Origin of the sequence: Pedobacter cryoconitis, assembly GCF_014207135.1 — a bacterium.
Taxonomy (GTDB): Bacteria; Bacteroidota; Bacteroidia; order Sphingobacteriales; family Sphingobacteriaceae; genus Pedobacter; species Pedobacter cryoconitis_D.
The window spans coordinates 26,906-41,754 of sequence record NZ_JACHCC010000017.1 but is presented as its reverse complement, the minus strand read 5'-3'; the positions used below and the strand labels follow the sequence as shown (position 1 = coordinate 41,754).

Here is a 14,849-nt window from a genome sequence, read left to right as displayed (position 1 = left end):
TCTAATAGTATAATTATCTTAATTAGAGGCAACTATGTATCTTTTTTAATGAGTTATTCTGTATTTTATTTTGTAGAAATTAAAATAAACTATATCTATAATTTAGATAGGATTAATAATGTTTAATGGTGAAATCTTTGTTAATGTGTAGTTCTAATCTGTTGAAATTTAGGTAATTGACTCGATTTAGTTTTTAATATATATAGATTTACTCTACCTGATTCAAAACCATCTATCTATTAAATTATGAAAAAACTTAAATTGTTTGCAATTGCGTTTACCGGCGTAATTGTACTTGGCATTTTTGGATGTCAAAAAAAGAATGAAACACCTACTTCTTCAACTGACCAGACGGTCGCTCAGTCTACTAAAGCGCAAATCAAAAGCCTGGGCTTTAGTACGGCCAGTGTCGTGAAAACAAAAGGGGGATACATCGTAGAAGGGGATATCTTTTTATCGGAAGCCAGCCTGGCCAAAAAAGCTAAAAGCCAAAAGCTGACGGTAGCCAAGTCTGAACAGTACCAGACTACTAATACGGTGTCTGACCTACCTAGAACTGTAACGATCTCTGTAACTAATCTACCTTCGGTTTATAGTGACGCTGTCGATGGTGCAATAGCGCGTTATAATGCCCTGGGACTGAAAATTTACTTTCAAAGAGCAAGTTCTGGCTCAACCGGAGACATTGATGTAGCCGGCTTTGACTCAGCCCCGAACTCGAATGGATCAATCACGCTTGGGTCTTCAGGATTCCCTGACGATAGCGGAAACCCTTTCGGTACGATACAAATGAATACGAATAATGCAGCTTATGGCTCAAATCCTAATCTGGACTATCTGACTTCTGTAGTACAACATGAGATAGGACATTGCATCGGTCTACGCCATACTGATTATTTTAACCGTTCGTATAGCTGTGGTTATGTGGATGCAAATAACGATGAAGGCCAAAGTGACGTAGGAGCCATCCAAATCCCTGGAACTCCTTCTTCGGAAGACCCGGACTCGTTTATGCTGGCTTGTTCAAATGGTGGTAACAGATCATTTAATGCAAATGATGTTATTGCGCTAAACTACTTATATAAATAAAACTTTAAAAACAAAACGTGAATCAGGGAAGAAAACCGTCTCATAAGTCAATTGTGAGACGGTTTTCTTATGTCAATCGCGGTTTATAATCCGAAATTATAGGCAACTCTCAAACCGAAAAATCCTACAGATGAATTTTTAGACCATCCTTCGTATCTTACACCAAAGTCAAGTGAGTTTTTATTCGCGAGAGGAAGCTCATAACCAATATTCGGTGAATAGGCAAAAGCAGTTGCGCTATCACCATCTTCTGATAGAAACGCTGCACCAACTTCAGCACCTGCATAAAAGTTATCATTGATAAAATATCTTGCCCCAACTTTTACAGGAATGACGTTTGAATTAGAAACTTTCTGCTTAAAAGTGATCATCTGGTTACCCGTAAAATAGGAAACAGTCACGTCTTTACCTGAAAGATTTAAATAACCAGCTGAAGCCGTGAAATTCAATTTTGGTGCAATCGGAGTCTGGAATAATAAAGATCCTCCAAAACCAAATTTATAACCATCACTTAAAACGCCTACAGGCACAGCAAAATCAGCTCCGATACCTAACTTCGGGCCTTTAATTTTTTGAGCTGATACATTACCAAATGCAAAAACTCCGGCAATAGCCGTTAATAAAAATAACTTTTTCATTTCTGTGTTAATTGTTTAGATATTAAATTGATCGCAAGATTAAATAAAAAACAATTGTAAAGAAAATTTAATAAATCAAATGATTATAAATAAGCCAGTTAAAATTTGAGACGGCTGTTGTGGGATAATAATTTTCAGATTTAAGGGACTCTTTTTGTTTATAGAAGGGTTGATTTGTATATTGATGGATAATTTCAGTAAAAAGGGCTACATTTATTTTAGGGAGTAGAACGTTAATGAAATTAAAGTTATCTTATTCAGTCACAATTTATTTTACATTGATTTTTATTGTGGCTTGCTTTTTATCGAACATAGGATCTTTTCAGGTTCATGCCGCTGGATTTTTACTTTATATGATCCTGATCGTAATAGCGGCCTACTTCTTTCTATCCAGGTACAGCTGCCGCCTGCAAATCGATCAGTTTGATGTGCTGCACATCCGGTACCTGATACCCTGGAACAAAAATATAACTGTTAAATTAAAGGATTATAAATACATGGACTACGGAAGAGGGTTTTATGGCTTCTTAGGAACAAGGAAAAATGGAAATCTAAATTTACTGAGGGTCCCTCAGGATACTATTGTTTTAAGTAACAGCACAGATTTTAAGAATGAGGTGGCCATTTTGAAAGTTAATCTTAGAATAGGGCAGTTCAAAGAGCTGTTGGATTACCTTGAAAAAGTGGAAAAACTAAAGTTTGCCGACTCGGCAGGAGCAGGAGGATACTTTTGGTAAGGATATGGCTGGTTTTACTGTTTGCCGGAGTAACTGTCGTAACTGCGCAAACAAAACGGACTGATTATTTGGTTGCCTACACTGTTAAATCAAAGGATGGGGAATTGATGGGGTATAAAAACCGTAGTGGGAAGATTGTTATTCCCGCGCAGTTTTTAACGGGTTATGGTGTGGATACGCTTTATGACAGGATTTTTGTCCTGGGAAAAGGCGGAGTGCAGGGAATTGACAGAACAGGAAAAGTAATTCTGGTTCCGTTTATTTATGATAATGGACCGGATGATATAGAGGAAGGCCTTTTTCGCTTTGTGGAGAATGGTAAAATAGGGTTTGCTAATGCGAACTGGAAGAAAGTTATACCCGCAGCCTTTGATTTTGTGGAGCCGTTTAAGAATGGTATTGCTAAATACACGCTCGGTGGCCATAAGGTAATGGATGGAGAGCATTGGTTCTGGTCAGGTGGTTATGAAGGCGGATATATCAATCACTCTGGTGAACGGTTTAAAAAGGTTGGGGAACTGAAAGGGAATTTCCGGCAGGCCTGGACCTTGACGGATGAGCATGTGCTGCTTAATGCTAAAGGGAAGATTATCAAACGATACCAAACAAAAAAGTCCCGCCCTTGAGCGGAACCCTGGTGCATTATTTTTGAGGGGGATTATTCGTAAGTACCTGTTATTTCCATTTGGCATAGCATAAAGCTCGGGCTCCATAGAAATGCATTTCTGCTAACACTTCCATTATATATTTCATTTGATCCTGAGAAACTACGACTATACAAGAGATAGGTCCCTGTAGCATCTTTCGCATAGAGCAGAACACAGAGTCGCTCCGCAGAAATGGCTGCTTCATCAAGAACCAATTTCTCTGGAATATCAAAACTTATTGGTGCATGGTCAGGAGTTATATTTTGAAAAACAGGGCTTTTATATATTACCGGGGCATCATAAACACCATTGCTGAACATTGGGTACTTAACGCCTTTCTCTCTCTTTGTAAGCTCGATCCATAGATCTGCCTTACGGGATTTCGGAAAAGTAGATTCTCCGCTTCTGATCCAGTCCATAGTTTTAATGGTAATATTTTTTAAGATCGGAGATACAACCTTTACTTGTTTTTTGACAACGGTAGTCTGCCCGGTTGAGTTTTTTGCAGTCAGGGAAACGGTATAATTCCCTGCTTTATTTATCGATAGTGTAGTGTCTTTTTTTGTAGTAATAACCCCATTTCCAAAGTCCCAGGTAAAGGATGTTCCCTTGTCTGATTCAATAGACAAAGGATAATTCTTTGTGGCTATAATTGTGACAGCGGAAGACTGATCCTGGTCAATGCTAAAGCTGGCTGAAGGAGCCGGCGGAACAGGGTCTTTTTTACAGGAAGTGAAACTAATTGCTGCAATAAGCAGAGGAAGGTAAATAGATTTCATGTTTGACTGGCTGAAGGTGTAATTAAAAGTTTCTTTGAAACAATAAATATCATCTAAGTTAATACGATTCGGTGTCGGTTGTATATTAAGTTTAAACTCAGGATGAGGAAGGAATGGTAACAAAAAGTTAACACAAAAAAAATCCCGCTCGGTTAAGATGCGGGATTGTATAATTTTTATAAGGATCCGGGACTAGGTATAACCCAGGATTTTCAGTACTTGTTTACTGTTTTGCTCTTCTCCGAATACCTCAAAGTTGAAAGTCTCATCGCGGTTGCGACGGATAATCACGTGTTTAGGGCTCGGTAACAGACAGTGGTGAATTCCACCATATCCGCTCAGTACTTCCTGGTAAGCTCCGGTATTGAAGAAGCCAAGGTATTGTACTTTACGCGTTTTTGGCATAAATACGGAGTTCATATGGGCTTCCTGATTGTAATAATCCTGACCATCGCAGGTGATACCGCCCAAATTGACTCTCTCGTACTCTGCATCCCAGTTATTGATCGGAAGTAAAATGTATTTCTGGTTTAAAGCCCATACATCAGGAAGGTTCGTGATGAATGATCCATCAAGCATCAACCATTTTTCACGGTCATTCTGCTGTTTACGGCCTAATACTTTGTAAAGGATACCTGAAGCTTCTGCTACGGTGTATTTACCAAATTCAGTGATGATATCTGGTTCCACTACATCGTGCTCTGCACAAATTTCTTTGATACGTTTTACGATCTCATTCACCATGTATTCATAGTCGAAATCAAATACTAAAGAGTCTTTGAATGGCATACCACCACCAATATCTAAAGTATCCAGTTCAGGATTGATTTTCTTGAATTTACAGTATAAGGTTACGTATTTCTCCAGCTCGTTCCAATAGTATGGAGAATCGGTAATACCAGAGTTGATGAAGAAATGGAGTAATTTAACCCTGAAGTTAGGGTTAGTAGAGATTTTATTGTTGTAGAAATCAATTACATCTTCCATACGTACACCTAAACGGGAAGTATAGAACTGTGAATCGGGCTGCTCTTCTGCCGCAATACGGATCCCTAAATTACAAGGTGTTTCCAATTCTACTTCGTCATCAAAAAGGTTAAACTCCTCTTTGTTGTCTAATACGGGAATAATGTTTTTATATCCGTCATGCAACATATCAATGATATATTGTTTGTACTGATAAGTCTTAAAGCCGTTGCAAATAACAGTAATGTCTTTAGTCAGGGCGCCTTTCTTCTCAAGGGCCTCAATCATTGGCATATCAAATGCCGAAGATGTCTCTAAGTGAATGCCATTTTTTAAAGCTTCTTCAACAATATGTCTGAAGTGTGAACTTTTTGTACAATAGCAATACTTGTAATCTCCACGGTAATTGTTCTTGATGATCGCGGTCTGAAACAGCAATTTTGCCTGCTGTATCTTTTTGGTGATCATCGGAAGATAAGTAAAACGTAATGGCGTACCATAAGTCTCAATCATTTCCATTAAATTCAGATCCTGAAAGTATAGTTCGTCATCGATGACACTGTATCCTTCTTGAGGGAAACCTACACTTAGATCAAGAAATTCGGAGTAACTCTGCATTTTTTATATTTTTGAACAATTATTTAAAGGGTTGGCAAATTAAAATGAGTTAATTTTGGTGCCAAAGATAAACACTTTAGAATATACTGGTAATTTTTTTTTATGACGAAGAACTTAAAAATTATAGAAGTTAAGTCCGAGTTGGGCGCAGGTACAAGAGGTGCTAGTCTGGGCGTCGACGCGATTAAGATTGCCGCCCTCGATTTTGGAAGTAGATTTTTTAAAAAACATAAGTCGGTTGAAGTACCAAATGAGAACCATTTACTACTAGAAAACACCGGTAGCCCGTTCGCAAAGCGGATTTCCGGAATTTTAACGATGGTTGAAAGGGTAGCTGATGAGGTAACAGAAACTTTAGGTAAAAACGAATTTCCAGTGGTGCTGGCAGGCGACCACAGTACTGCTGCGGGAACTATTACAGGTATAAAAAAAGCATTTCCTAAATCGAAATTAGGGGTAATCTGGATCGATGCACACTCGGATATGCATTCTCCGTACACAACTCCTTCGGGAAATATGCACGGAATGCCGCTCGCGATGGTGCTGGATGAAGACAACCTGGACGCTAAAGTGAATGAACTGGATCAGGAAACACTAAATTACTGGTACCAGTTAAAAAATGTAGGTAATATTGCACCGAAGATCAATTATAGTGATCTTGTGCTGATTTCTGCGCGGGATATGGAGAAACCGGAAGAGTCTCTGCTGAAAAAGAACAGGGTAAAGATGTACTCGACGGCCGAAGTCCGGAAAAGGGGAGTAGAAAGAATTGTTATTGAAACGATGCAATACCTGGATCAGTGTGATCTGATTTATGTATCCTTTGATGTGGACTCGATGGATCCTACAGCTTCGAGAGGTACCGGGACACCAGTTGCACAAGGTCTTACCGAACGTGAGGCAGGCAGTCTGATGTCGAGGTTACTGGCTTATCAAAAAGTATGTTGTTTTGAGATTGTAGAAGTGAACCCCACCCTGGACAGGGAAAATCAAATGGCTGAACATGCATTTGAGATTTTAGTTAAGGCAACGAATGCCTTTAGAAACGAATAGAATTATGAATATCGAACAACATATTATTAATACGACTGTGAAAGCAGTCAAAGAATTATACAATCAGGATTTACCTGAATCACAACTTAACCTTCAGGATACACGCAGTGAATTTGAAGGGGAGATTACTATTGTTGTGTTTCCGGTAGTCCGCTTTTCAAAAAAATCACCTGAAGTTACTGCAAATGAACTGGGAGAATATCTGAAAGCGAATATTGATGAGGTAACTGCATTTAACGTGGTAAAGGGTTTCTTAAACCTGAGCATCACGAGTTCATACTGGATCAATCTGTTTCAGACGGATCTGCTGAAAGAAGAATTTGGTACTATTCCTTCGAATGGTAAAAAGGTGATGGTGGAGTATTCTTCGCCAAATACAAATAAACCGCTTCACTTAGGTCACGTCCGCAATAACTTATTGGGTTATTCGGTTTCTGAACTGCTGAAAGCAAATGGTGCTGAGGTGTTTAAAGTGAACCTGGTCAATGACAGGGGAATCCACATCTGTAAATCAATGCTGGCCTGGCAGAAATGGGGCAACGGAGAAACTCCGGAAAGCTCTGGTCTGAAAGGTGACCATTTGGTTGGAAAGTATTATGTGATCTTCGATAAGGAATATAAAAAGGAAATCGAAACACTGAAGGAAGCTGGCCAGACTGAGGATGAAGGTAAAAAGAATGCACCTTTAATGAAGGAAGCTCAGGCGATGTTATTGGCCTGGGAAGCTGGCGATGAAGAGGTAATTGCGCTTTGGAAGAGGATGAACGGCTGGGTTTATGACGGTTTTGCAGTGAGTTATAAAAACCTGGGTGTAGATTTTGATAAATACTATTATGAGAGTAATACTTATTTATTAGGAAAAGATACGGTTGAAGAAGGCCTGGCTAAAGGGGTGTTCTTTAAAAAACCGGATGGCTCTGTATGGATAGACCTGACGGAAGACGGGTTGGATCAGAAACTGGTTCTGCGTGCGGATGGAACATCTGTCTATATCACACAGGATTTGGGTACCGCACAAATGAAATATGATGATTTCAAAATGGATGATTCTATTTATGTGGTAGGTAACGAACAGGATTATCACTTTAAGGTGTTGTTCCTGATTTTAGATAAATTAGGAAAGAGCTGGGCAAAGGGTCTGTATCATTTGTCTTATGGAATGGTGGATCTGCCAAGCGGTAAAATGAAATCACGTGAAGGTACTGTAGTGGATGCGGATGACCTGATCGCGGAGATGATCGCGACAGCAAAACAGAAAACTGAAGCGCTGGGTAAAGTGGATCATTTTAGTGAAGAAGAGAAAGAAAGTCTGTATTATAATATCGGAATGGGTGCGCTGAAGTACTTCCTGCTGAAGGTTGAACCTAAGAAACGTCTGTTATTTGATCCTTCAGAATCTATCGATTTCCAGGGTAATACAGGCCCGTTTATCCAGTATACGCATGCAAGGATTAAATCGCTGTTAAGCAAAGCAGCTTACGAGCAAGGGAAACATGTTGCTCAGGATATTGCTTTATCGGCAACTGAACTGGAAATGATCATTCTGTTATCAAAATATCCTGCTGAAATTGCTGCGGCCGCAAAAGCGTTTAGTCCGGCCAGTTTAGCGAATTATATTTATGAGGTAGCGAAGATGTTCAATAAGTTTTATCATGAGATCCCACCAATTGTGAAGGAAGAGGATGAAGCTTTAAAACAACACAGGTTAAACCTGAGCTGGGTAACGGCTAACATCCTGAAATCGGGTATGCGTATTTTAGGGATCGCGGTTCCGGAAAGAATGTAAAATTTGGAATTTATTATATTATAGGAAAGAGGCGCTGTTTTTGAAATGGCGCCTCTTTTGGTAAACAGACAGTATTTGCTGTATTATTTTTTATTATGGATTGGAAAAAATTATTATCTGCTAAGCGTTGGGGGGATGAGGATCGTTTTAAAGGCAACGAAAAAGAAGCGAGATCTGAGTTTCAACGTGATTATGACCGGATTATCTTCTCTTCTCCATTCAGGAGGTTACAGAATAAGACGCAGGTATTTCCTTTGCCGGGAAGTGTATTTGTACATAACCGGTTAACGCACAGTCTGGAAGTAGCAAGTGTGGGCCGGTCATTGGGGACGATCTTTTATAATCAGGTAAAGGAGGCAGATCCTGGAATTGATGAGTCTTGTCCGCTATTAATGGAGATTGGAAATATCATTGCTTCGGCTTGTCTGGCGCATGATATGGGAAACCCTGCTTTTGGGCACTCGGGGGAATCGGCGATTTCTAATTATTTTATCAATGGTGATGGGAAGGTTTATGAGAACAGGGTAACGCCTTCGCAATGGCAGGATCTGGTTAATTTTGAAGGAAACGCGAATGCACTTCGGATACTGACGCATTCTTTTGCCGGGAAAGGAACCGGAGGTTTTGCTTTGACTTATGCCACACTGGCTTCTATTGCGAAGTATCCTTGTGCTTCTATTGCGGGGCACCGGAAGGAGAATATTTTTACGAAGAAATATGGTTTTTTCCAGGCAGAAGAGGAGGGGTTCAGAAAGATAGCGGATGAGATGGAGCTGATCAAGGTACAGGATAGTCCTTTGGTTTATAAGCGTCATCCACTAGTTTACCTGGTGGAGGCTGCAGATGATATTTGTTATAATATCATTGATCTGGAAGATGCACATCATTTGAAAATTCTGAGTTATCAGGAGGTGGAGAAATTGCTTTTACCACTTTGTAATGATCCTAAATTGCCTGCGCGTCTGGCAGAAATGGAGGATGATGACGCCAAGATCACGCTGATGCGGGCAAAATCGATCAGTACTTTGATTGGACAATGTTCTAAGTTGTTTTATCAGCATCAGGAGGCCATTTTAAATGGGGATTTTAATCAGAGCCTGATGGAGAAAATTGAGGAGCCTTTTTTGTCAGTTATGCAGGAAATCGAGCGCGTCTCCATTAAAAAGATATATAACTATCCTTCTGTCGTGCAAATTGAGATTGCGGGTTATAAAGTGATGGGTGGTTTGCTGGAGGAGTTTATTCCGGCTTACCTGAATAATAAATCAAAGTATCATAAAAAACTGGTGGAGCTGATCCCTAAACAGTTCAGGACGGAAGAAACAGATGATTATACGAAGATTCTTTGTGTAGTGGATTTTGTTGCGGGCATGACTGATATTTATGCAGTGGAGCTGTTCCGCAAAATCAAGGGAATTTCTTTTCCTTCGATGAGTTAAATATAAAACCCCGGTCGTTTTGCAATGACCGGGGTGTTTTTACAGGGCCTTTTTTCTGAACATAGGAAAGGTCATCGGGCTTTTTGAGGGTCTTTCGTCTCCGAAAAGTACGCCCCATTGTTTGAACATCTCTGTTCTGTCAAAAATGACTTTAAGTACTGCTATGATAGGCATGGCAAGGAACATCCCCGAAACTCCGGCAAGGCTTCCGCCTAAAACTACGCCCAGAATGGCTATGAGTGCATTGATCTTTACTTTTGAACCGACTATTCTTGGCATCAGGATATTGTTGTCGAGGAATTGTACAGCTGCAATAACCGCAAGAACGGTAATTACAGGGGCCATGGAAGTGGATGCAGTTAAAGTGAGTAGTACACCGATAATGTTTCCGATCAGGGCTCCTACGTAGGGAATGAGGTTGAGAATGGCAAAGATGATTCCGATTAATAAGGCGTGTTCAATACCAAAAAGCATAAGGAGCCCACCTAACAGCACAGTCATATAGGTAATCTGGATCAGTAAACCGACCAGGTAATTTTTGATAATGGATTCGGTTTCGTAGATGGCTTCTTTAACTTTAGGATGGTGGTCTGTTTTAAACCACATAAAGATAAATTTCAGCAGGATGTCTTTGTAAAAGAGCATCAGGTAGATATAAATAGGGAGTAGACCTACGAATACGAATATGGAGCTGAGGGTAAGGGCTGCTCCACTGGCCATTCCTCCGGCCATGTTTAACAGGTCGTTACTCTTTTTATTGATGAAATCGAGTTGTTGTGTGGGTGAATAATGACTGACACTGCTAATCCACTGGCTGAGTGATTTCAGGTGTATGGCGACGTTCTTTTTGATCTCTGGGAAGTCTGCAACGAGATTGGCCACCTGGGCAGAGAAAAACCAGACAATCAGGCCGACAAAGATGACGACAAGCAGGATGGGGAAAACGATGGCTATAATTTCGGGAACTTTATATTTTCTTAGAAAACGGTAGACAGGAACTAGCATGATGCTGATAAAAAATGCCATGATAACGGGCATGATAATATCACTTCCTACGACAAATAATGCACCGATAAGTAATAAACCGAATAATTCGATAGATCGCTTTACGGTGAGAGGTAATTCTTTCATATTGTAGTATAAATGTTAATTTTCAATGGTTAAACATGAAAAGATAGGAAATGTTTGGGTATTTTTGCGCAATCTTAAATCTAAGTTCTGTGCGTTATGATTACAAATGAAACAATAGTAGCCTTGTCAACCCCACCCGGAGCGGGTGCCATTGGTGTGATCCGTTTATCCGGAAAAGATGCTATTGCGATTGCAAATTCCGTGTTTAGCGGAAAGGATTTACTAAGCCAACCTACACATACCCTGCATTTTGGATTGATCAAAGATGGTGACATCGTGATTGATGAAGTAGTGGTGAGTTTGTTTGTGGGGCCCAAGTCTTATACGAAGGAAAATGTAGTGGAAATCTCTTGCCACGGATCGAACTTTATTATTCAGCAGATTATTAATTTACTGATTAAAAAAGGGGCTTCGGCAGCGAAACCTGGTGAGTTTACTTTAAGGGCGTTTTTAAATGGGGCAATGGATTTGTCACAGGCAGAAGCTGTAGCTGATTTGATTGCTTCTGATTCTCAGGCTGCGCATAGTGTAGCGATGAACCAGTTAAGGGGCGGTTTTAGCACGGAACTGAATGTGTTGCGTGAGCAGTTGATTCACTTTGCTTCAATGATAGAACTGGAACTTGACTTTTCGGAAGAGGATGTGGAGTTTGCAAATAGAGATCAATTGCAGGACCTGATCAACAAGATTACTTTGGTGCTGAATAAGCTGATCCGCTCTTTTGAATTGGGGAATGTGATTAAGGAAGGGATTAATACGGTGATCGCGGGAAGACCGAATGCGGGTAAATCTACTTTGTTAAATGCGTTGCTGAATGAGGATCGGGCGATTGTGAGTGAGATTGCAGGAACGACGAGGGATACGATTGAAGAGGTTCTGAATATTAAAGGGATAAACTTCAGGCTGATTGATACGGCAGGGATACGTGAAGCGACGGACACGATTGAAGCAATTGGGGTGGAGAAGACGATGATGAAGATTAGTCAGTCTGCTGTATTGGTTTATTTGTTTGATGTGTTGAACCTGACGGCGAAAGAGATTAGGGAAGATATTGCAAGGTTGCACAAACCGGGGATGGCTTTTGTAGCTGTTGCGAATAAGATAGACCTTTCTTTTAGTGACAGGATGAAAGAGTTGAATTTGCCGGCGGATATCAGGTTTATTGGTATTTCTGCGAAGGAAAATCAGAATGTGGAGGAGTTGAAGGAGTTGCTGTATGAGACTGTGATAGGGGATAAGTTATCGGAGAATCATACAATGGTGACGAATATCAGGCATGTGGAGGCTCTACGGAAGACTCAGGAGTCGTTGAATAGTGTTTCTGAGGGTTTGATTAATCCGGTTACATCTGATTTTTTGGCGATGGATATTAAGCAGGCGCTTTATTATTTAGGGGAGATTACCGGGAAGGTGACGACGGATGATTTGCTGGAGAATATATTTAGTAAGTTTTGTATCGGCAAGTAGGTGTTATAACTAGCTGATAATCAGTAACTTATTAAGTTATTTCCAAGAGCTTAGTAAAACTTTGCTATATATTGTAAGTAGCTGTAATCTAGTTGATTACGGCTATTTTTTTGTCTTTTTTTTAGTGAAATTCTTTCTTTTTGGCAATTTTTGTACCTCATTTGTTCCTCAGATTACTTATTTGTTATCGCCAAATTCCATAAGAAATGCATGTCTCTTATAGATGCTTATATATACTTATTGATGCTTATTTGATCAAAATATGGGTAAATAACTAAAGATGATTTGATAGGTTTACCTTGCCAAGGTTTTATCCATTGGAGTCTGCACCGTCTCTTTTAATTAAAACCTCAAGATCTACTTCCAGACCATCAGCTATTTCATAGAGATAATAATAGGTGGGGTTTATATTACCGGCCTCTAATCTCTGCACAGATTGTTGGTCTTTGCCAATTGAATGGGCAAGTTGTTTTTGAGAAATACCCTTCTTATTACGTATTTCACGTATCCTGGCACCAAGATTTTTAAGCAGAGTTTCCTTTTCCATTGGAAGCGTAAAAGAAGGGCAAACAACTTAGATGTTGTACAACGGATGCGTTGTAATTGAAATGTTTTTTTTACGTTTGTGGAAGATTAGAAGCTTTTATTATGGAATTACCGCTGTAATTTCAAGTGCTCTTATATCTGATTGTATTGATGAATAAAGCATTTTTTATTTATCACGATATGATTTAATGGCTCGTGTAGGTTATTATGCGAGTACCAAATTTGATTTAGAATATGAGTTCCAATTTTACAGTGAAAAGGATTTGTGAGCATTGCAAAGGAATATTTGATGCTAAAACAACAGTAACACGTTTTTGTAGCGCAATATGCAATAAGAGAAGTTATAAGCTGAGATTGCGTGTTAATGCAATGAAAGACATAGATCAGGAAGTACAAACTATCCTGGATAAACCGATTAAGAGTTTACAGGGAAAAGATTTTTTGAGTGTGAGTGATGCGGCTAAACTTTTAAGTACATCAACAAAAATGATCTATAGAATGATTGCAGACGAGAAATTAGCTGCTGTAAACCTCTCTGTTCGTAAAACTGTTATATCCCGTAAGGAAATCGATCGATTGTTTGAAATTAAAGAGCAGATTAAGTTCTCTGAAGAGAAAATCGTGGTTAGACCCAAGGTAAGGGATAGTTATTCTATGGCAGAAGCGCAAAAGAAATTTAAAATTTCAGAGGCAGGCTTGTATCAGCTGATTAAACGACATAAGATATCTAAATTTAAAAATGGTTGGTATACTTATGTTGCAAAAAAAGATCTTGATGTAATTTTTAATAATGTTATAAAATAATGTCCAAGGTTACTATACGGCGTAAAGCCATTTCCAAAGCGAGGCATACCATCTATCTGGATCACTATCCGCCAATTTATAATCCATATACTGGAAAACTGCAGCGAACAGAGTATCTAAAGCTGTATACCTTTGATAAGCCATCAAATAGCGCGGAAAGGTTGCATAATAAGGAAACTTCAAATCTTGTTGAATATATACGGGCTAGTCGTCAGATTGACATTCAAAATAGGAGATTTGGGTTTTTGTCTGATGGTACAAGAGATTCTAGTTTTATAGAACATTTTAGGACTTTTACGATTAAGAAGCAAAGGTCTGATTCCGATAATCATGCGATGGCGCTTCGTTATTTTATAGCTTTTGGTGGGGAGGATATTAAGTTGAGTGATTTAAATGACTTTTTGTGCGAAGATTACAAAAACTTCTTGTTAAGTGGGCCTGGAATAAGTAGGAGAGAGAAAGCTATAAGTAAGAATACGGCTGTAAATTATTTCGCTAAATTTCGTTCAGTTCTTAAGGAGGTGTTTAAAAGAGGACTGATTGATGTTGATTTATATAAAATTGTTCTACCCATTAAGCCTAAGGAAACACACAGGGATCGCTTGGAAATTGAAGAGTTTCAGCGATTAGCATCTACACCTTCATCATCTGATCTGATGAAAAGAGCTGCTCTTTTTTCAGGACTTACTGGCTTACGATTTTCTGATGTGCAGGCATTAACTTATTCCAATATTAAAGGAGTACCTAGTAGATACTATTTGCAGTATATCCAGGATAAAACAGAAAATGCTGAGGTATTGCCAATCTCAGATCAAGCTATACAACTGATTGGAAAAAGAGGAGAGCCACAGCAGTTAGTCTTTGATAATTTAAAATATTCAAACCTGAAGCCATTTTTTGTTTCTTGGTTATCTAGAGCGGGTGTGTATAAAAATATTACTTTTCATAGTTTCAGACATACGTATGCAACCTTGCAATTGGAATATGGAACGGATATTTTTACATTATCTAAATTGCTCGGACATAAAAGTCTAAAAAGTACTCAGGTTTATGCTAAAATTGTTGACAAGAAAAAGACTGAAGCAGCAGGCAGAATAGTCCTTGATTTGGAATGCCTTTAGTTATTATAGCTATCTAGTTTAGGTTTTT

General features: G+C 39.1%; 14 protein-coding genes. 9 read left to right on the top strand and 5 right to left on the bottom strand.

All coding sequences use genetic code 11. The features are described from left to right. Nucleotides 1–246: 246 nt before the first annotated feature. Nucleotides 247–1,089 (top strand): M57 family metalloprotease, encoded by an 843-nt coding sequence (locus tag HDF25_RS25070; protein ID WP_184629163.1) that lies wholly within the window; start codon nucleotides 247–249, stop codon nucleotides 1,087–1,089. 83 nt (nucleotides 1,090–1,172) lie between these two features. Here the strand turns inward: HDF25_RS25070 and HDF25_RS25065 are convergent, their stop codons facing one another. Then, entirely contained in the window at nucleotides 1,173–1,727 is a 555-nt protein-coding gene (locus tag HDF25_RS25065; RefSeq protein ID WP_184629162.1) for an outer membrane beta-barrel protein, read from the bottom strand. Nucleotides 1,728–2,080: 353 nt separating this feature from the next. On the opposite strand from HDF25_RS25065, the gene HDF25_RS25060 reads away from it, so the two are divergent. Both HDF25_RS25060 and HDF25_RS25055 read left to right on the top strand, forming a co-directional pair. Beyond that, complete coding sequence (locus HDF25_RS25060; protein ID WP_184629161.1) at nucleotides 2,081–2,464, top strand: hypothetical protein; 384 nt, start codon at nucleotides 2,081–2,083, stop codon at nucleotides 2,462–2,464. Continuing rightward, the gene (locus HDF25_RS25055) at nucleotides 2,458–3,090 is read left to right on the top strand and encodes a WG repeat-containing protein (RefSeq protein ID WP_184629160.1); all 633 of its coding nucleotides are present in this window, start codon (nucleotides 2,458–2,460) and stop codon (nucleotides 3,088–3,090) included. The genes HDF25_RS25060 and HDF25_RS25055 overlap by 7 nt, the downstream gene beginning before the upstream one ends. Before the next feature lie 32 nt (nucleotides 3,091–3,122). On the opposite strand, the gene HDF25_RS25050 is transcribed toward HDF25_RS25055, so the two are convergent. Together HDF25_RS25050 and HDF25_RS25045 are read right to left on the bottom strand one after the other, a co-directional pair. Beyond that, nucleotides 3,123–3,890 carry a PKD domain-containing protein gene (locus tag HDF25_RS25050; protein WP_184629159.1) on the bottom strand — a complete coding sequence of 256 codons (768 nt, stop codon included), beginning with the start codon at nucleotides 3,888–3,890 and terminating at the stop codon, nucleotides 3,123–3,125. A gap of 192 nt (nucleotides 3,891–4,082) precedes the next feature. Next, the gene (locus tag HDF25_RS25045) at nucleotides 4,083–5,474 is read right to left on the bottom strand and encodes an arginine decarboxylase (RefSeq protein ID WP_183865460.1); all 1,392 of its coding nucleotides are present in this window, start codon (nucleotides 5,472–5,474) and stop codon (nucleotides 4,083–4,085) included. Between the two features lie 102 nt (nucleotides 5,475–5,576). On the opposite strand from HDF25_RS25045, the gene rocF reads away from it, so the two are divergent. From rocF to HDF25_RS25030, 3 genes are all read left to right on the top strand, one after another. Beyond that, on the top strand, nucleotides 5,577–6,527 hold the full coding sequence (rocF, locus tag HDF25_RS25040) for an arginase (protein ID WP_184629158.1): 951 nt from the start codon (nucleotides 5,577–5,579) through the stop codon (nucleotides 6,525–6,527). A 4-nt stretch (nucleotides 6,528–6,531) separates the two neighbouring features. Further along, complete coding sequence (gene argS, locus HDF25_RS25035; RefSeq protein WP_184629157.1) at nucleotides 6,532–8,313, top strand: arginine--tRNA ligase; 1,782 nt, start codon at nucleotides 6,532–6,534, stop codon at nucleotides 8,311–8,313. A gap of 95 nt (nucleotides 8,314–8,408) precedes the next feature. Next, nucleotides 8,409–9,752, top strand: coding sequence for a deoxyguanosinetriphosphate triphosphohydrolase (locus HDF25_RS25030; protein WP_184629156.1), 1,344 nt, complete (start codon nucleotides 8,409–8,411; stop codon nucleotides 9,750–9,752). 39 nt (nucleotides 9,753–9,791) lie between these two features. Here HDF25_RS25030 and HDF25_RS25025 read toward each other — a convergent pair whose 3' ends face one another. Next, entirely contained in the window at nucleotides 9,792–10,883 is a 1,092-nt protein-coding gene (locus tag HDF25_RS25025; RefSeq protein ID WP_184629155.1) for an AI-2E family transporter, read from the bottom strand. Nucleotides 10,884–10,979: 96 nt separating this feature from the next. Between HDF25_RS25025 and mnmE the strand changes: the two genes are divergently transcribed. Continuing rightward, nucleotides 10,980–12,350 carry a tRNA uridine-5-carboxymethylaminomethyl(34) synthesis GTPase MnmE gene (mnmE, locus tag HDF25_RS25020; protein ID WP_184629154.1) on the top strand — a complete coding sequence of 457 codons (1,371 nt, stop codon included), beginning with the start codon at nucleotides 10,980–10,982 and terminating at the stop codon, nucleotides 12,348–12,350. 310 nt (nucleotides 12,351–12,660) lie between these two features. Here the strand turns inward: mnmE and HDF25_RS25015 are convergent, their stop codons facing one another. Continuing rightward, entirely contained in the window at nucleotides 12,661–12,897 is a 237-nt protein-coding gene (locus HDF25_RS25015; protein ID WP_184629153.1) for a helix-turn-helix domain-containing protein, read from the bottom strand. A 368-nt stretch (nucleotides 12,898–13,265) separates the two neighbouring features. Between HDF25_RS25015 and HDF25_RS25010 the strand changes: the two genes are divergently transcribed. After that, entirely contained in the window at nucleotides 13,266–13,700 is a 435-nt protein-coding gene (locus HDF25_RS25010) for a helix-turn-helix domain-containing protein (protein ID WP_184629152.1), read from the top strand. After that, entirely contained in the window at nucleotides 13,700–14,821 is a 1,122-nt protein-coding gene (locus HDF25_RS25005; protein WP_184629151.1) for a site-specific integrase, read from the top strand. The genes HDF25_RS25010 and HDF25_RS25005 overlap by 1 nt, the downstream gene beginning before the upstream one ends. Nucleotides 14,822–14,849: the final 28 nt, after the last annotated feature.